This window comes from Clostridium saccharobutylicum DSM 13864 (assembly GCF_000473995.1).
Taxonomy (GTDB): domain Bacteria; phylum Bacillota; class Clostridia; order Clostridiales; family Clostridiaceae; genus Clostridium; species Clostridium saccharobutylicum.
The window spans coordinates 1,975,296-1,993,921 of sequence record NC_022571.1; the positions used below are offsets into that span (position 1 = coordinate 1,975,296).

15 protein-coding genes are annotated in these 18,626 nt (G+C 28.6%); 10 read left to right on the forward strand and 5 right to left on the reverse strand.

All coding sequences use genetic code 11. The features are described from left to right. The first annotated feature begins 239 nt into the window (after positions 1–239). The 5 genes from sigI to CLSA_RS08635 all read left to right on the forward strand — a co-directional run bounded on the left by sigI (position 240) and on the right by CLSA_RS08635 (position 7,580). The gene (gene sigI, locus CLSA_RS08615; protein ID WP_022745430.1) at positions 240–905 is read left to right on the forward strand and encodes an RNA polymerase sigma factor SigI; all 666 of its coding nucleotides are present in this window, start codon (positions 240–242) and stop codon (positions 903–905) included. Positions 906–914: 9 nt separating this feature from the next. Continuing rightward, positions 915–2,129 (forward strand): anti-sigma-I factor RsgI family protein, encoded by a 1,215-nt coding sequence (locus CLSA_RS08620; protein ID WP_022745434.1) that lies wholly within the window; start codon positions 915–917, stop codon positions 2,127–2,129. A gap of 232 nt (positions 2,130–2,361) precedes the next feature. Beyond that, positions 2,362–4,143: a bifunctional homocysteine S-methyltransferase/methylenetetrahydrofolate reductase gene (locus CLSA_RS08625; protein ID WP_022745437.1), complete on the forward strand. Its 1,782-nt coding sequence runs from the start codon at positions 2,362–2,364 to the stop codon at positions 4,141–4,143. A gap of 199 nt (positions 4,144–4,342) precedes the next feature. After that, the gene (locus CLSA_RS08630) at positions 4,343–5,602 is read left to right on the forward strand and encodes an NAD(P)-dependent oxidoreductase (protein ID WP_257788113.1); all 1,260 of its coding nucleotides are present in this window, start codon (positions 4,343–4,345) and stop codon (positions 5,600–5,602) included. Positions 5,603–6,170: 568 nt separating this feature from the next. Continuing rightward, positions 6,171–7,580, forward strand: a complete 1,410-nt coding sequence (locus CLSA_RS08635; RefSeq protein WP_022745446.1) for an amino acid permease — start codon at positions 6,171–6,173, stop codon at positions 7,578–7,580. A gap of 192 nt (positions 7,581–7,772) precedes the next feature. Here CLSA_RS08635 and CLSA_RS08640 read toward each other — a convergent pair whose 3' ends face one another. Then, positions 7,773–7,979, reverse strand: coding sequence for an alpha/beta-type small acid-soluble spore protein (locus CLSA_RS08640; protein ID WP_022745450.1), 207 nt, complete (start codon positions 7,977–7,979; stop codon positions 7,773–7,775). A gap of 165 nt (positions 7,980–8,144) precedes the next feature. Here CLSA_RS08640 and CLSA_RS08645 point away from each other — a divergent pair, with 165 nt between their 5' ends. Then, positions 8,145–8,510: an ArsR/SmtB family transcription factor gene (locus CLSA_RS08645; protein WP_022745453.1), complete on the forward strand. Its 366-nt coding sequence runs from the start codon at positions 8,145–8,147 to the stop codon at positions 8,508–8,510. Positions 8,511–8,532: 22 nt separating this feature from the next. Next, positions 8,533–10,953 (forward strand): heavy metal translocating P-type ATPase, encoded by a 2,421-nt coding sequence (locus CLSA_RS08650; protein ID WP_022745456.1) that lies wholly within the window; start codon positions 8,533–8,535, stop codon positions 10,951–10,953. A gap of 447 nt (positions 10,954–11,400) precedes the next feature. Here the strand turns inward: CLSA_RS08650 and CLSA_RS08655 are convergent, their stop codons facing one another. Continuing rightward, entirely contained in the window at positions 11,401–11,976 is a 576-nt protein-coding gene (locus CLSA_RS08655; protein WP_022745460.1) for a PadR family transcriptional regulator, read from the reverse strand. A gap of 288 nt (positions 11,977–12,264) precedes the next feature. Here CLSA_RS08655 and CLSA_RS08660 point away from each other — a divergent pair, with 288 nt between their 5' ends. After that, positions 12,265–13,728, forward strand: coding sequence for an MDR family MFS transporter (locus tag CLSA_RS08660; RefSeq protein WP_022745464.1), 1,464 nt, complete (start codon positions 12,265–12,267; stop codon positions 13,726–13,728). Between the two features lie 194 nt (positions 13,729–13,922). Here the strand turns inward: CLSA_RS08660 and CLSA_RS08665 are convergent, their stop codons facing one another. The 3 genes from CLSA_RS08665 to CLSA_RS08675 form a co-directional block, all read right to left on the reverse strand. Beyond that, on the reverse strand, positions 13,923–14,477 hold the full coding sequence (locus tag CLSA_RS08665; protein ID WP_022745467.1) for a hypothetical protein: 555 nt from the start codon (positions 14,475–14,477) through the stop codon (positions 13,923–13,925). Between the two features lie 153 nt (positions 14,478–14,630). Then, entirely contained in the window at positions 14,631–15,443 is an 813-nt protein-coding gene (locus CLSA_RS08670; protein ID WP_022745471.1) for an alpha/beta fold hydrolase, read from the reverse strand. 144 nt (positions 15,444–15,587) lie between these two features. Beyond that, the gene (locus CLSA_RS08675; RefSeq protein ID WP_022745474.1) at positions 15,588–16,196 is read right to left on the reverse strand and encodes a LysR family transcriptional regulator; all 609 of its coding nucleotides are present in this window, start codon (positions 16,194–16,196) and stop codon (positions 15,588–15,590) included. A 135-nt stretch (positions 16,197–16,331) separates the two neighbouring features. On the opposite strand from CLSA_RS08675, the gene CLSA_RS08680 reads away from it, so the two are divergent. Next, positions 16,332–17,312, forward strand: a complete 981-nt coding sequence (locus CLSA_RS08680) for a D-isomer specific 2-hydroxyacid dehydrogenase family protein (protein ID WP_022745478.1) — start codon at positions 16,332–16,334, stop codon at positions 17,310–17,312. 120 nt (positions 17,313–17,432) lie between these two features. Then, a complete protein-coding gene (locus CLSA_RS08685) occupies positions 17,433–18,623 on the forward strand; it encodes a pyridoxal phosphate-dependent aminotransferase (protein ID WP_022745480.1) in 1,191 nt (396 codons plus the stop codon). Positions 18,624–18,626: the final 3 nt, after the last annotated feature.

Sequence of the window (18,626 nt, forward strand, 5' to 3'; positions counted from 1 at the left end):
CTTATAGTATAATATAACAGGACAACAATAATTATCGAATAAAATTGGAGCAATGCTTCTTTTTACACCAAGTCTTGTTACTTTATTAAGCAAATTATGATAATATATATGTATGTGTGGAATACATAAGTTAAGTTTAAGAAAATTTTTCTATAAATTAATTATGTATTTATTAAAAACAGTACCAAAAATTATAAGTTTTTTTGTATATAATAATGACCGCGGAAGGGAGCGCAGATATGCTCGAATGTGTTTTAGTAGATTTAAATATTAATGAACACACAAGTGTTAATGAACTAATTGAAAATCATATGCCATTTATAATTAAAAGTATTTCTGACGTCACAGGTAGGTATGTATCTTGTGAAAATGATGAAGAATTAAGCGTTGGAATGCTTGGATTTAGTGAAGCTATTGAGAGATATGATAATGAAAAAGGTCACTTTTTGTCCTTTGCTAAGCTTGTTATAGGAAGTAGAATTAAGAATTATCTAAAAGCAGAAAATAGACATCAACATTCATCACTTGAAGAGTTGTTGGACAAGGGTTTAGAAATTAAAGATGAATATTTAGAGCAAAAAGAAGATAATAGCTTGCTGGTGGAAGAGATAAATAGATTAAAATCTGAAATAAGCTCCTTTGGTTTTACATTAGAGGATTTAGTGAATGAAGCTCCTAAACAACAGGCAACGAGACAAAATGCAATAAATTTATCAGAAAAAATAAGCAACGAAGAAGAATTTACTTCTTTTATGTATTTGAAAAAAAGATTACCTATTAAGAGAATTGTTTTAAAATTCTCTGTTACGGAAAAGGTAATTAAAAGAAGTAAAAAATTCATAATTTCTGTTGTAATAATACTTGATAAAAATCTTATTGCTTTGAAAAATTGGATCAGGAAGTAGGTGATAATAATGAATAAGGGAATAATAATGGAGATTAATAAAAATTATGCCGTAGTGCTAAATCAACAAGGGGTAATGGAAAAAATACAATCCAAAGAAAACATGAAAATTGGACAAAAAATATTTTACTTTGAAGATGATATTGTCAAATCAACTATAAAACTTCATAGTCATAGCAGTTTTATGAAAATATTTGGATCAATTGCCGCATTGTTTTTAATTGTATTCACCTTCTTCTTTAACACTGCGACAAACAATAAAGTGTATGCAGTTGTTAGCTTAGATATTAATCCAAGTATTCAAATTGAAGCAGATAGTAATCAAAAGATTATTAAAGTTGATGGAATTAATGCTGATGGAAAAAGTATAGATTTTAGTGATGTTAAAGGTGAAAATATAGATGATGGAATTGAGAAAATAAAAGAGAAGCTAGTTGAAAAAAAATATTTAGACAATAATAAAGAAGTATTGGTTGCTTTTGCATTTGTTCAAAATGATGGGAATAGTAATTATGAAGAAGAAGTAAAAGATGCTATTCAATCAACATTTAAGTCAGAGAAAATAACATATGTAAAAGCAGATAAAAATGCTGTTGATCAAGCTAAGACTGAGGGCATAAGTTTAGGTAGATATGAAGTAGCTATTAATGCTGATGAAGAAACAAAGAGTAAAATAGATAAAGCACCAGTTAAAGATATTACTTCAATAATAAAGGATAAACAAAATGTTATTCAGTGGCAAGCTCAAGATGAAGAGTCTAAAATGGATAATAATTCTGCTCAAAATGATAATTCAGCAGTAACAAATAGTGATAACAATGATAAGAATAAGTCTTTAGAACAACCAAGTAATAATAAATCAAAAAGTGATAAATCAACAAACGATAAAAATATACAAGAAAAACCAAAAACCACAGAGTCTTCTGACAATGGAAACAGTGGTACAGTTACAACACCAGATCAAGATAAGAATAATAATACTGCTAACAATGCAGATAATGGTGTACTTGAAGTTCAACCAGAACCTAAAGTACAAAATAAGCAAACTGAAAAATCTAACAATAGTGATGCTGACAATACTGTTACAATAGCTCCTAACAATGGAGTGATTGAGAATAACACTACTTCAAGTAAAGTAGAAGATCAAAACAAGGGCGAAGATCAGAATAAGAGTTCAGTCCAACAAGATACAACACCAAAAGATAGCAGTAAAACAAATAAATAATTTTGTTTTACTCATATCTATATAGAGGATCAAGATAAAAACTAGAGTTATGTGTAATTATATGCTCCCTTTATAGAAACGGTTAAAGTAATAAAACTGTTTTTATAAAGGGAGCATTATATTATGAATAAAAAAGTAACGACTATATTGAAAAGTTATAGTATAATTACTATCAAGTATATTTAAAAATAATTATAATGAAGTTAAATTATTAAAATTGGGGAGATACAAGATGATAAGAGAATATTTAAAAAATAATGTATTAATATGTGATGGTGCAATGGGAACATATTATTCAGAATTAACAGGTAATGATATAACTTATTGTGAATTTGGGAATATAAATAATAAAGATATTATCAAAAGAATTCATGAAGAATATATTAATGCAGGGGCTAAGTTAATAAGGACTAATACTTTTTCAGCGAATAGATATGATTTAGGAATTTCATTTGATAAACTTAAAGACATAATAACTTTAGGTATAAATATTGCTAAAGAAGTAACAGAAAATACAGCTGTATTCATTGGAGCAAGTATTGGCCCTATAAGAGAAGAAAGCATAGATGAATGTGATAATGATATTTTAGATGAATATAAGTTTATTGTTGATTGTTTTATAGAAAACAACATAGATATCTTTATTTTTGAAACATTGAGTAATTACAACTATTTAGAAGAAATATGTGGCTATATTAAATTGAAAAATCCTAATAGTTTCATATTAACTCAGTTCGCAGTGAAACCAGATGGTTTTACAAGAGATGGATTGAGTGTAACTAAAATAATTAATAATGTTAAGGGAATAAATCAAATTGATGCATATGGATTTAATTGTGGATCTGGACCAACTCATATATATGATATAATTAAAAAAATTAATATAGATGGTGATATAGTTTCAGCTCTTCCTAATGCTGGATATCCAGAAATAATTCATGAAAGAACTGTATATCCTAATAATCCAGTATACTTTGCTCAAAAAGTTAACAAAATAAAATCTTTAGGAACATCAATTATTGGTGGATGTTGTGGTACAAATCCTGTTTATATAAAAGAATTAGCTAATTTAGTTAATAAGAATGTTAATGTTGTTAATACATTAACGAAGAATGAGGAAGAAACTAATAAATTTGAAAACAAGCAAGAGAATAGTTTTAAAAATAAGTTGGATAATAATGAGTTTGTAATTGCAATTGAGTTGTCATCACCAACAAATACTGATATATCAAAGCTTATGCAAGGTGCTAAATTATGCAAAGAAAATAATATAGATTTGGTTACAATTCCAGATTCGCCGATGTCAAGGGTAAAAGCTGAATCTACAATTATATCCGCAAAAATTAAAAGAGAAATAGGGATTGAAGCTATGCCTCATATTTGTTGCAGAGATAAAAATATTAATGCTATAAGATCAGGTTTGATAGGTGCTCATATTGAAAATATAAGAAATGTGCTTGCAATTACAGGAGATCCTATATCAGATGCTAGTAAAGTTGAAACAAAGAGTGTGTTTAATTTAAACTCTTTTAAATTAATAGAGCTTATAGATGATATGAATAGTGAAGTTTTTAATAATGATAATATTTTAATTGGTGGAGCATTGAATTTAAATGTATTAAATAAAGAAGTAGAATTTAATCGTATGATGAAAAAGATAGAAAAGGGAGCAAATTTCTTTTTAACTCAACCTATATATGATGATGATGCTATAGAATTCTTAAAAAAGATAAAAGAAAGAACTAACGTGAAGATACTTGCTGGATTGCTTCCAATTGTGAGTTATAGAAATGCAATGTTTTTAAATAACGAATTACCTGGTGTTACTATACCGGAAAAATATATAAATATGTTTTCAGAGGATATGACTAAAGAAGAGGGACAGCAAGTTGGAATAGATATATCAGTGGAAATAGGAAGAAAATTAAAGGGGCTTTGCGATGGATTGTATTTTGTAACGCCATTTAATAGAGTTAATATGCTTATAGAAATTATAAATAAGATAAAGGGATAAGATATTCTTTATATTTAAAAGAAGTGCATAAAATGTGGTTGATTTTAAACATATCAACCACATTTTTATTTTGATATAAAAATAAGGAGTATGTGTATATATGTGGTAAAAATATGTTAAAAAAAAGACAATTTGTTTTTTTAGGATAATATTGAAAAATAATAAGAACTAAGTTAGTATACTATATATATATAAAGAAATGAGGAATTTTAAGATGACATGTAACGACATACAATTATTAGATGAAGCAGATAGATGTTTATTGTGCAAGAAACCAAGATGTAAGGAAAATTGTCCAATACAAACATCTATTCCAGAGATTATATCTCTTTATAAAGAAAATAGATTAAGAGAAGCAGGAGAAATTTTATTTAATAACAATCCACTTTCAGCAGTTTGTTCACTAGTATGTATTCATGAAGATCAATGTAAAGGTAACTGTATAAAGGGAATTAAAGGGGAACCAATAAGATTTCATGATATAGAATATGAGATATCAATGAAGTATTTAGAAGAGGTGAGATTTGAAAATTTACCAAAAGATAAAGATAGAATAGCAATAATTGGTGGAGGTCCGGCAGGAATAACAATTGCATTCATATTAGCTAATAAAGGTTATGATGTTACTATTTTTGATGCACACGTGAAAATAGGTGGAGTACTTAGATATGGTATACCAGAATACAGATTGCCTAAAAAAATACTAGATACAATTGAAGATAGACTTGTTGAATTAGGAATTAAAATTAGACCTAATACTCTTATTGGGCCAGTAATAACTCTTGATAGATTGTATGAGGATGGATATAAGGCTATATTTATTGGGACTGGAGTATGGAATCCTAAGACTTTGAATATAAAGGGAGAAACTAGAGGAAATGCACATTTTGCTATAGATTATTTAAAGTCTCCAGAAGCGTATAGATTAGGAGAAAAAGTTGCAGTTATAGGAGCTGGAAATGTTGCAATGGATGCAGCAAGAAGTGCAAAGAGAAATGGTGCTAAAGAAGTAACTGTACTTTATAGAAAAGGCTTTGATGAAATGAGTGCGACCAAACAAGAAATAATGGAAGCTAAGGAAGATGGAGTTATATTCAATTTATTCAAATCACCTATTGAAATAACAGAAAAAGGTATTAGATTATCATCTACAGAAAATGTAACAGATGAAAATGGTAAGATAGTAACTAAGGTTATTGAAGGAAAAGAGGAATTTTTTGAATGTGATTCAATAATAATTGCTGTAAGCCAAACTCCTAAAACAAATATAGTATCTAATACAAAAGAACTTAACACTAATAAATGGGGATTAATTATTACAGATGAAAAAGGAAATACAACTAGAAAAGGTACATTCGCATCTGGAGATGTAGTCACAGGAGCCAAAACAGTTGTTGAAGCAGTAGTTCAAGCTAAAACTGTAGCAAATACTATAGAAGAATATTGTAAAAATAATTAAGAATTTGCGTAAATTGAATAAACTAAAAGTTCGAAATTAAAGTTTTAGTTAGAGAAATATTTTACGAGAAAAGTGTTGAATTTTTGATAAATTATGAATATATTTGCATTAATGTATTCATAATAAAACCTAGAAGTGTATTCTTCTAGGTTTTATTTATATACTACATTATTATATATTGTACTTCTATTAAATTGATTATTATAAATGATTGTGTAGAAAATATTTTTATTATATTTAATTAGCATTGGGCATAATATATACTATAAAAATGTAAAAATAACAAGCAATATGTAGAACGTTAGATAATATTTTTATATAAGGGACCAATTAAATACTAAAAAGATAAATAAAGTCAAATTTTTGGCTTAAAATACTTTTAAATATAATTTCTTTACTTTATCAGACTGTTAACATCTTGCTAATTATTATTAAAATATGATAATATATTAATGAGTTTATTGTGTTTTTAAAATTTTTCGGTAAATATAATAGTATGCTATGTCATTAGCACATTAAAACGGAATTTTTAACGAATGGATTAAATAATCAAATAGGGAGGATTTTTATGAACATTTTTAAGAAAAAATCATTAGAACAGATGTTGCAAGGTGCACAAAAGACAGATTTAAAGAAAAATCTTAAAGCTAAAGATATAGCAGCATTTGGTATTGGAGCAGTTGTAGGTGTTGGTATCTTTGTCGCAACAGGAGAAGGGGCACATGCAGCTGGACCAGCAGTAATAGTTTCATTTATTATCGCAGGTATAATAGCATGTCTTTGTGCATTATGTTATTGTGAACTTTCAACTATGTTCCCAGTAGCAGGAAGTACATATTCTTATTCATATATAGTATTTGGTGAAATAATTGCAATGATAATTGGATGGTGTCTTACAGCGGAATACTTAGTTGCATGTAGTGCTGTTGCATCAGGATGGTCAGGTACTTTTGTTGGAATATTAAACTCATTTGGAATAACATTGCCATCAGCTTTTATTACATCACCAGCTAAAGGTGGAATAGTAGATTTACCAGCTATATTAATAATAGCGGTAATAACATATATTCTATATTATGGAATGAAGGAAAGTGCAAAAGTTAATAACATAATTGTAGGTATAAAAATTTCTATAATCGTTATATTTGTAATACTTGGAGTAACACATATAAGTCCAGCTAATTATAAACCTTTCGCTCCATTTGGATTTAATGGAATTTTTGCGGCAACAGCTGCTATATTCTTCTCATTTATAGGTTTTGATGCAATATCAACAGCTGCAGAAGAAGCTGAAAATCCTAAAAGAGATATTCCATTAGGAATTATAATTTGTTTAATAGCAGTTACAGTACTTTATGTTGCAGTTGCAGTTGTACTTACAGGAATGGTTCCTTTCCAAGAAATAATTTCTGAAAATGCAGTACCAGGTGCGTTAGCAAGAGTAGGTATAAATTGGGGTGCAGCTTTAGTAGGAACAGGAGCAGTACTTGGAATGATTTCTACTATTATGGTAGTACTTTATGGTCAAGTTAGAATATTCATGGTTATGTCAAGAGATGGACTTTTACCAAAGATATTTTCAAAAGTACATCCTAAACACAAAACACCATACTTCTCAACTTTAATAACTGGTACTATAGCAGCAATAATAGCTGGATTTTTACCATTAGATATTATTGTTCAATTTTTAAGTATAGGAACATTATTAAGCTTTATTTCAGTATCTGTTGCAGTTATAGTACTTAGAAAAACTATGCCAAACTTCAAAAGAATATTTAGAGCTCCTGGAGTTCCAGTTACTCCTGCATTATCTATAATATGCTGCGTAATTTTATTAAGCAGATTGCATGCAAAAACTTGGATGGGATTCTTAGTTTGGCTTGCAATAGGACTTTTAATGTACGCATTTTATGGAAGAAAGCACAGTACACTTCAAAAAGGAGAATCACCAGATAAACCAGAAGATGAAGTTGTATAAATTAGTTTAATGTAATATAGATTTTTTATATAAATTAACTTTATAATATGTGTTTAAATAAACTTATTTAGACAATATGATTAGTAAAAAGGTACTATCACTAAGATGATTAAAAATCATCTTATGGATAGTACCTTTCTAATATTTAGAATAATATAAAATTTATATATTGTGTGTCATTATGATTTTTAGTTATTTATCAATTAGACTCTTTTCATAAGATTCTATCATTTTCTTAGTCATTAGCCCGCCAATTGAACCTCCAATATGTCCATTTAATCTTGATGTTTTATTCCGCTTATAACTATCATTAATTTCTATACCAAATTCGTTTTCAAATTCATTTTTTAATTTATCCAATCCCTTTTTTGCTTCTGGAACCAAAGGTCTTCTAGTCATAATTAAACACCTCCATATCAATATTAGTTTTATGATTTTTAAATAAAATATGTCTGGTAAATTAGTGAAAATAATTCTCAAATTGTATTGACAAAATAAAGTCGCATTGTATATAATGAACATATGAATAAATGTTCATATGTTCAAGAAAAGAGGGTGGCGAATTTGGAAAATAATAATATCGATACTTGTAATTGTACAATGATTCATGAAGATATAATTAGTAAAGTTAGAGAATGTATACCACAGGAGGAGACTCTTTATGATTTAGCTGATTTGTTTAAGGTACTTGGAGATTCAACCAGAATTAAAGTATTATGTGCATTATTTCAAGCAGAAATGTGTGTTTGCGATATAGCAGCATTACTTGGAATGACTCAATCAGCAATTTCTCATCAGTTAAGAGTTTTGAAACAAGCAAGATTAGTAAAGTATAAAAGAGAAGGTAAAGTAGTTTATTATTCACTAGATGATGATCATGTTAAAAGAATCTTTGATCAAGGGTTAATTCATATATCAGAAAAAAAGTGAGTTTTAAATAGGGGGTGATATTATGACAAGCAATATAAAAATAGTTAAGGGTCCAACAAAAGCAAAATTATCAAATAAAAATGATATTAAAAATATAAAGAAAGAATTTATTTTAGAAGGACTTGGATGCGCAAATTGTGCCAATAAAATGGAACAGCAAATTAATGAATTGGAAGGAATTCATTCTGCTAACGTAAATTTTATTACTAAAACTTTAATATTAGAAATAAAAGAAACTAATAAGGTAGAAGAATTAATAAAATCTGTAACTAATATAGTCACTAATATTGAATCTCATGTTAAAGTTAAAGAAAAAGAATTAAAAAAAGTTTTAAAGAAAGAGATTTTACTTGAGGGATTATGTTGTGCCAATTGTGCAGCAAAAATTGAAAGAGAATGTAATAAAATAGAGGATGTAAAATGTGCAGTAGTAGATTTTATAAAAGCAAAGCTTATTATTGAGATAAATAATCCATCAAAACAAAATGATATTATTGAAAATGTTAAAAAAATAGTAAAAAAAATTGAACCAGATGTTAATGTTATAGTAATCGAAAATTCAAATAATCAAGTTCAAAATAAAGAAGAAAATGAAAATAATAAGAGTGAAATAATTAGACTTTGCATTGGTGCAATAATTTTTGGAATAGCAACTGTTATGAAGTTTTCTAACTTAATAGAATTAATAATGTATTTGGTAAGTTATTTACTTGTAGGAGGAGAAGTTATTCTAAGAGCCTTAAAAAATATAAGCAGAGGTCAAGTGTTTGATGAAAATTTTCTTATGGGTATAGCTACTATTGGAGCATTTGCAATAGGTGAATATCCTGAAGGTGTAGCAGTTATGCTTTTCTATCAAATAGGAGAGATATTCCAAGATATGGCTGTTGATCGTTCAAGAAAATCTATTTCGGCTCTTATGGATATTAGACCTGATTTTGCAAGCTTGAAGATAAATGGTGATATTAAAAAGGTATCACCAGAAGAAGTAGGAATAGGTGATGTAATAATAGTAAAACCAGGAGAGAAAGTTCCACTAGATGGAAAAGTAATTGAAGGAAATTCAATGGTTGATACTGCTGCTTTAACTGGAGAATCAGTTCCTAGAGAAGTAGGAGTTGGAGATAGCATTTTAGGTGGAGTTATTAACAAGAATGGACTTTTAACAATAAAAGTAGAAAAAGAATTTGGAGATTCTACTATTGCAAAGATATTGGATTTAGTTCAAAATGCAAGTAGTAAAAAGTCGCCAACAGAAAATTTTATAACTAAATTTGCTAGATATTATACACCAGCCGTTGTTTTTGCAGCGTTAGCATTAGCTATAATTCCACCTCTTGTTATAGATGGGGCAACATTCTCTTCATGGATTTATAGAGCCTTAGCGTTTTTAGTTGTATCTTGTCCATGTGCTTTAGTTGTATCTATACCTCTTGGATTTTTTGGAGGAATAGGCGGGGCATCAAAGAATGGAATATTAGTTAAGGGTGGAAATTATCTTGAAGCATTAAATGATGTTGAAATGGTTGTATTTGATAAAACTGGGACACTTACAAAAGGGGTATTTAAGGTAACAGAAATAAAACCAGAAAACAATATTTCAAAAGATGAACTCATAGCTTGTGCTGCTTATGCAGAAAATTATTCTAATCATCCAATAGCAACATCTATATTAAAAGCCTATGGTGAAGAAATAATTAAAGATAAAATAAAAGGCTATGAAGAAATATCAGGTTATGGTGTTAAAGTTCTTCTTGAAGGAAAAGAGGTTCTTGCTGGTAACTATAAATTGATGGATAAAGAAAATATATCTTATAATGCAGTAGAAACTATAGGGACCGTAGTCCATGTTTCTATAAATAAAAGATATGCAGGATATATTATTATATCTGATGAAGTAAAAAGTGATTCAAAAAGTGCAATTAGAGCTTTAAAAGAAATTGGTGTTAAAAGGACAGTTATGCTTACAGGTGATAATAAAGCAGTGGGAAGCAAAATCTCAAAAGAATTAGGTGTAGATGAAGTCTATGCTGAATTATTACCAGATCAAAAAGTTGATAAGTTAGAGGCATTATATAATGAAAAGTCTCCTAAGGGGAAGATTATATTTGTAGGTGATGGAATAAACGATGCTCCAGTTTTAGCAAGAGCTGATATAGGGATAGCAATGGGCGGTGTTGGCTCAGATGCTGCAATTGAAGCAGCAGATGTAGTTATAATGACAGATGAACCTTCAAAAATAGCATCAGCTATAAAAATTGCAAAAAAGACAAGAACTATAGTAATGCAAAATATAATTTTTGCTTTGACAATTAAACTTATTATATTAGTTCTTGTAGCTTTTGGTCTTGGAACTATGTGGGAAGCTGTTTTTGGCGATGTTGGAGTAGCATTACTTGCTGTTTTAAATGCAATGAGAGCTATGAAAGTAGAAAATTTGTAGATATCTAAATCAAGACTTAGACTTATGCAATAGCTAACCGAAATAGAGGTCATGCATTTGTTTCGGTTACTGAAAATTTTGATAGATGCTTCTAAGACTGCAAGTTGTACCCACAATGCTTGCTTCACAGACACGCTGTGAACAAGCACATGTGGAACAACTTACAGTCTAAGAAGCATAGCTATCAAAATTTTTTAAGGTAACACTACACAAATGCATGACCTCTATTTCTACTTTTGGATATATATTCAAAGCATAAGTGTTATTTACAAATTGGATATCTATATTATGTTGCAAAGACAAGTTAGGCACATGGACTTACTATTTTTTTGAATGTGCCTTATATCATATATGAATAACAGAAGTTTAATTTTGCTAAAAAATTAGAATTATACCGCATACATATAGAAAAACTACAGATGCTAAAAGTCTAATTTAATTAAGAATTTAATGAAAGGGACTTTGTTCAAAAATATTGATTATATTGTCAGTATCATAAAGACCATAAACCCATTGACACCATTCTATACCAGATTTTGCATCAGATAAAAGTTTATTTAATATAATAAATCTACCAAAATAACTTGAATTAGTAGTATTAAGAATTCCATCAGCTTGTTTTTTAAGATCTTCCATTCTCTTTTGAAGACTAATAAATTTATTGTGATACATTTCTTCTCTTTCTTTAATCGATTTTTTTGCTTGGTCTTTACCTAGTATATGTAAACAATATGTTTTAAGCATCATCTCATCTTTATTAACTGGTTCAGGAGTAACTTTTTCAAGCCATTCCTTTACAGCTTGGATTCCAAGTTTTGTTGGTGTGTATACTTTTTTATCAGGTTTACCATTTTGTTTTACTAATGTAAATTCTACATATCCATCTTCTTCTAATTTGGCTAGCAAAGGATATATATGGCTATGTCTAGTATGCCAAAATAAATTCATTTTTAACATTAGATCATAACCAGACATGGATTCGTTTGATAGGAATCCTAAAAGACCATAAGATAATGTATTCATAATATCGCTCCTTATATGTACAAATTGACATATTAATTTTATAGTAGTAACATATAGATATTATATGTCTATTTTGTCATATAATCAATTTTTTAAATCACATGAAAATAAATAACATGTTCAAAGTTGCCATGGATATTTTTTATCAGGCAAAGAGGAAAATTGCCCTCGTAGTGTGTCTATTAGGTCAATTTGCGGATACAGGATTATAGAAAATAGGTTAGCAAATGGACTTGTTATTTATTTTCATGTGCCTAAAATTATAAATAAGAATTGAGGATGAGATAAATGAAAAATACACAAGAAGAAAATGAACCTTTTTGGTCAGTGATGTTTGCAATATTTTTAGGAGTTTTTTTGGGAACTTTTAATATGAGCGCTGTAAATATTGCGTTACCTATGTTTATGAAAAGTTTTAATACGAATTTGGATTCTGTAAAGTGGATATTAACAGGATTCATGCTGGCAACAGGAACAGCATGCCCATTAGCTGGTTATCTAGGAGAAAAATTCAGCTATAAAAAATTATATTTGTTTGCGCTTAGTGGGTTTACTATAGCATCAGCGTTATGTGCTTTTTCATTAAATATAGCTATGCTTGTAACATTTCGTGTTATTCAAGGTATATTTAGTGGATTAATAATACCATCAACTATGACTATTATATATCAAGTTATTTCAAGAAAAAGACATGCTTTTGCGATAAGTTTGTGGAGTATGGCGTCAATGCTTGCACCTGCACTTGGTCCAACATTAAGTGGATGGTTGCTTCAATATTATAGTTGGAAATCAATTTTTGTAGTAAATATACCTATAGGACTTATAGGAATTGTTTTAGTAATTCGTTTTATACCTCAATATAATTTATCAAAAGTTAAATCATTTGATTTTATTGGTTTTGCAGCTGTTATTATCTTAAGTTTATCAACACTTGTAGCTTTTAGTGAAGGTTCTGTATGGGGATGGAGTTCTTTTAAAACAATTTCTCTTATTATAATTTCAATTGCTTCTTTAGGAATCTTTATAAAAAGAGAATTAAAAGTCAACTCACCAGCGCTTAATATAAGAGTATTTAAGTTTACGAAATATAGTATAAGTATAGTTGCAGTAAGTATAGTTACAATTGCGCTATATGCCGGAACATTATTAACACCATTGTTTCTTCAAAACTCACAGCAGTTATCAACTTTAGAGACAGGAATTATTTTACTTCCACCATCATTAGCAATGGCACTTATGATGCCAATGGTAGGAACTTTATACAATCGTATTGATCCTAGAATTTTAATAATTACAGGAATTTGCTTTATAGCACTTGGATCATACAAAATGTCAAATTTAACATTGATGACATCTCATTCTTACATAATTTTTTGGATGACTATAAGATATATTGGTATTTCATTTTCAACTATGCCAATAACAAATTCAGGAATGGTTATTATACCTAAAGAATTATCGGGACATGCTTCTTCTATTAACAACTGGCTCCGTCAAGTATCAAGTTCATTAGCTATAGGGATATTTAGTTCATTATTAGTAACGCGTACAGAATATCATGCTAACCTATTTGATAGTAGTAACATTTCATATAATTTGATTCAGCAAAAATCATATACAATGGGAATAAATGATATATATCTTTTATCTACAATTATTGTTTTAATTGGATTGCCACTTAGTTTTATGCTAAAGAAACATGTAGGTTTTAAGGAAACGCAGGCTAATGATATTACATCAATGGCAAACTAGTTATATGATTCTATTCTAGTATAGTTTGATTATAAATTCCAAATAGTGAAAAAAGAACTCTAGAAATAGGGCTCTTTTTATTACTTAATTTACTACAAAGTTAAAAGTCTATTGAAAATATAAATAGAATTCCTACGTAAAAATAACGGAGAGAATAAAGTTTAACATATATAAACTTTATTATAATTTATATTTTATTTTTTTAGTGTATTTTTTATTTCTTCAATTTCAGCTTTTAATTGACTAATACTAAATTCTAAAGATTTTATTTTATCAACCTCATTTTGAGTATAATTTATATTTGAATCAGAATTTGAATCTTTTTCATTATTATTATTATTATTTGAGTTAGCATTTTGAGAAGTATTTGTGGATGCGGTGCTACAGAATGGATTATTTACATTATAATATATGGGGTTAAAATATCTTCCCGGTCCTCCTTGAAAGTATTGTTGCTGAGCATTATATGTTAAAATTGCTTGTCCAACTAGCTGAAGCCAATTGCCTATTGCATTTTGAACATTAAAAGGAATGCTTCCAGCGACTATATTTCCAAGTATTTCGCCTATTATAATGAATAGTTCAGGATTTAAAGATTGAAATCCATTAGGTATATCATTGCATCCAATATTATAAGATTTATTTGTTTCATTATCATTACTTTTTTCATTTGTATCATTATTATCACAAGTAGTATATCCACAAGCTTTAGCTAAATCCTCAAAGCTATTCCATCCGTTGAATTCCAAAGTTTCCCCTCAATTATAAGTGCTCTCATTTATTATATAATTTTCTTTTTGTAACTGTTACTTTTTTAGTAAACAACTAATAATAAATTAAAATAAAACCTAAAATTCCATTTATTATTCAATTATTTTAGTATTATTAGGAATAAGATTAACTTATTCTTCAATAAATTTTACTAATTCATGATTAAATTTTTCACATTCATCATAAAAAGTTGCGTGACCACTATATTTAAATGGTATAAGTTTTGAATTTATAATGCTTTGTTCTTGAATTTGACCTAATTCAAATGGTACAACTTTATCATGAATACCATGAATAATTAAAGTTGGAACTTTTATTGTTTGCAGATCTGAAAATAATACTTCATTTATCCAAGTATTCGCAATAGCTGCAGTTGCCCATCCAGCAGCTTGCAATCCTAATTGGAAAAACCAATCTGAAAAAGCTTTAGTTATATATCTATGAAAAAATATATTGCCGAATCCTTGAAGCATATTTGGACGATCTATATATGTGCCATTAATAATTTCTAGAACTGTTTCTTTGTCTAGACCGTATGGGAAATTAGGACGCTTAATAAGACTTGGTGCTGCTGCGGCAAAGAGAGCTAACTTTGATACACCATGGCCATTATGACGAGCCATGTATCTGATTGCTATTGAACCTCCGGTTGAATGACCTGCTAAGACAATATTTGATAAATTAAGTGTGTCAATCACATACCTAACATCGTCTGATAATGTATCATAATCATAGCCACTATAAGGTTTATCTGAATCTCCAAATCCTCTGATATCTATTCCAATACATCTATATCCCATCTTAGGAAGTTGATCAAATTGATATTCGAATAACTTGTGGCTTCCAGGCCAGCCGTGTAAAAATAAAATAACTTTTTCACATTCTTCATTAAGATCTTCTACATAAATTTTTACATTTGGTTTTACTTTAATATAATATTCCATCTATAACCTCCAATAAAAATAACTATTATTAAATAGGTTATTCATTGAAGTTAAATCCGTGAATAATTAAAGTTTATTCATATAAAAAATGAAATAAAGTGTTCCATATTCATTTTTTACATGAATTATATTTGAGATTAATCATTAGATATCTTCAAATTCATTATAATTAAAAATCTTTTCTCCAGTTAATTGTTTAAGAAGTATTGATTTTTGTGTTGCTAATGTATGTGTTGGGTGCACAACAACATTCAATGAATATCTCTTAATTAAACATTTGTCCATAAATGAAGTTATTTCTTTTTCGTTCAAAGTATTAAATATTATATCTAATTCTGAGTTCAAGATTTTATCATATAATTCTTTTTCAGTGCCCCTAAAAAATGTGATTGAAATGTTAGGATATTGATCATATAATTTAAAAATTAAATTAGAAAAAGATGTCTTTTCATATCCTTGCACAAATCCAATCCGCAATAAGCCAACAAAACCAACAGTGGTTAAACGAACTCTTTCAGTAGCTTCTTCAATTTTATGAAGAATAATTTTTGCTTGTGATAAAAATACATTACCTTCTGGTGTCAATTCTACACGGTGATTATTTCTATTAAACAATTTAGTATCTAAATTATGTTCTAATGTTTTAATTTGCTTTGTTACTGCAGTCTGAGATATATAAAACTTTTGAGCTGTTTTAGTAAAACTTAGTGTTTCAGCTAAGGATACGAAATACTCCAATTGCCTAGTATTCATGATTTTCCTCCATATGAGTCACTATCTTAATAGTTGTAATAACTTTAAGTTATTATAACTGAAAGAAATGATATTAGCAATTACTCATATTATTTGCTATACTTTTTATTAATTTGAAATTTAGGGGGGGCTATTATGAAAATTATTGCGTTTGAAGTTCGTGATGATGAAAAAGAGTATTTTAAAAAATATGAGTCACAATACCAATGTGAGATAACTTGTGTTCCATATGCTTTAACTCAAGATAATCTATCAATAGTAAATGGGTATGACGGAGTTTCTATTTTAGGAAGATGTTGTATAACAGCTGATGTGGAAGATCGTTTGAAAGAGTTAGGAGTTAAATGTTGCGTAACAAGAACAGTAGGGTACAATCATATTGATGTAAATCATGCTCATGAAATTGATTTAAAGATTGCAAATTCCAATTATCCACCTACAGGTGTAGCTGATTATACAGTAATGTTAATATTAATGTCTTTAAGACATTATAAGCAGGCAATGTGGCGTGGAAATGTGAATGATTATTCTCTAAATGGTTTGCAGGGGCGTGAACTTCATGAATTGACTGTGGGAGTAATTGGAACAGGAAAGATAGGTCAATGTGTTATTAAAAATCTTTCTGGTTTTGGCTGCAAAATTCTTGCTTATGATATGTATCAAAATGATATTGTTAAAAAATATGCAGAATATACAGATTTAGATACAATTATAAGTTCTTGCGATGTTATTTCACTTCATACACCTTTGTTGGAAAGTACATATCACCTTATTGATAAAGAGAAGATTACTAATATGAAGGATGGAGTAATATTAGTAAATTGTGCTCGTGGTGAACTTATGGATATTGATTCATTGATTGAGGGAATTGAATTAAAAAAAATAGGTGCATTAGCATTGGATGTTATTGAAGGAGAGGATGGTATTTACCATGAAGACAAGAGAAGTGATATCATTAGCAATCAAAAAATGGCATACCTTCGTCAGTTCCCAAATGTTATAATGACACAGCATATGGCATTTTATACTGATATTGCAGTTGAAAGTATGGTAAAATGTTCAGTAGAAGCTGTTCATGATTTTATAAAAAAGGGCACTTGTGAGACAAGTATATAGTTTATAATAAAAATAATACTCGTAGATATAAAAACTATAATTATTTTCATGTACCTAAGAGATTATAGGATATTTATAAGTATTAATTTGTACAGCAATAAGCAATAAGGAGTGATTAAAATGACAATATCAAAAGAAATGTATGAATTAGGAGCAAAACGTTCTACTATCAGAGAATTATTCGAGTATGGAAAACAACAAGCTGCAATTGTTGGAAAGGAAAATGTATTTGATTTTAGCATTGGAAATCCAACTGTTCCAGCACCTGCGTGTGTTAAAGAATCTATGATTGAATTGCTGGAAAATGAAAAATCAGATGTAATTCATGGTTATACTTCAGCTCAAGGAGATTTTGAAGTGAGAAAAGGCCTGGCTGATTATATGAACAATGAATATAATTGTCAGCTTAAAGCAGATAATTTTTACATGACATGTGGTGCAGCGGCTTCATTATGTATTACACTTAAAGCACTTACTGCAAGTTCAAGTGATGAATTTATTATTATTGCACCTTTTTTCCCAGAATATAGTGTTTTTATAAAAAGTGTAGGTGCAAAAGATGTAATAATATCAGCAGATACAGATAATTTTCAAATTCAAATGGATTTATTAGAAAAAGCTATTAATTCAAATACAAAAGGAATTATTATAAATTCTCCTAATAATCCTTCTGGTGTTGTTTATTCTGAAGAAACGTTAAAATGTCTATCAGACTTATTAAGAAAAAAATCTAAAGAATATAACAAAACTTTGTATCTTATATCTGATGAACCATACAGAGAAATAGTTTATGATGGAATAAAGGCACCTTATGTTCCAGCTTTATATGAGAATACAATTATATGTTATTCATATAGTAAATCACTTTCTCTTCCAGGAGAAAGAATAGGTTATATCCTGGTTCCTGATGAAGTAGAAAGTTCTAAAGATGTTTATATTGCAGTTTGTGGAGCAGGGCGTTCACTTGGTTATGTTTGTGCTCCAAGCTTATTCCAAAAAGTAGTTTTAAAGTGCTTGGGAAAAACTTCAGATGTAGATTTATATGATGTAAATAGAAAGATGTTATATGATAAGCTTACTGAAATAGGATATGACTGTGTAAAACCAGACGGTGCTTTCTATTTATTTGTGAAAGCATTAGAAGAAGATGCGGTAAGCTTTTGTGAAAATGCAAAGAAATTTAATCTTCTTATTGTCCCATCAGATGATTTTGGTTGCCCAGGATATGTTAGAATTTCATACTGTGTAGATCCGGAAATGATAAACAGATCTTTTGATGCATTTCAAAAATTAAAAGAATTATATAAATAACAG

Excerpts from the sequence above, each read along its gene's own strand:
- sigI (WP_022745430.1), top strand. The coding sequence starts at position 240 with ATGCTCGAATGTGTTTTAGTAGATTTAAATATTAATGAACACACAAGT.
- CLSA_RS08620 (WP_022745434.1), top strand. The coding sequence starts at position 915 with ATGAATAAGGGAATAATAATGGAGATTAATAAAAATTATGCCGTAGTG.
- CLSA_RS08625 (WP_022745437.1), top strand. The coding sequence starts at position 2,362 with ATGATAAGAGAATATTTAAAAAATAATGTATTAATATGTGATGGTGCA.
- CLSA_RS08630 (WP_257788113.1), top strand. The coding sequence starts at position 4,343 with ATGAGGAATTTTAAGATGACATGTAACGACATACAATTATTAGATGAA.
- CLSA_RS08635 (WP_022745446.1), top strand. The coding sequence starts at position 6,171 with ATGAACATTTTTAAGAAAAAATCATTAGAACAGATGTTGCAAGGTGCA.
- CLSA_RS08640 (WP_022745450.1), bottom strand. The coding sequence starts at position 7,979 with ATGACTAGAAGACCTTTGGTTCCAGAAGCAAAAAAGGGATTGGATAAA.
- CLSA_RS08650 (WP_022745456.1), top strand. The coding sequence starts at position 8,533 with ATGACAAGCAATATAAAAATAGTTAAGGGTCCAACAAAAGCAAAATTA.
- CLSA_RS08655 (WP_022745460.1), bottom strand. The coding sequence starts at position 11,976 with ATGAATACATTATCTTATGGTCTTTTAGGATTCCTATCAAACGAATCC.
- CLSA_RS08660 (WP_022745464.1), top strand. The coding sequence starts at position 12,265 with ATGAAAAATACACAAGAAGAAAATGAACCTTTTTGGTCAGTGATGTTT.
- CLSA_RS08670 (WP_022745471.1), bottom strand. The coding sequence starts at position 15,443 with ATGGAATATTATATTAAAGTAAAACCAAATGTAAAAATTTATGTAGAA.
- CLSA_RS08675 (WP_022745474.1), bottom strand. The coding sequence starts at position 16,196 with ATGAATACTAGGCAATTGGAGTATTTCGTATCCTTAGCTGAAACACTA.
- CLSA_RS08680 (WP_022745478.1), top strand. The coding sequence starts at position 16,332 with ATGAAAATTATTGCGTTTGAAGTTCGTGATGATGAAAAAGAGTATTTT.
- CLSA_RS08685 (WP_022745480.1), top strand. The coding sequence starts at position 17,433 with ATGACAATATCAAAAGAAATGTATGAATTAGGAGCAAAACGTTCTACT.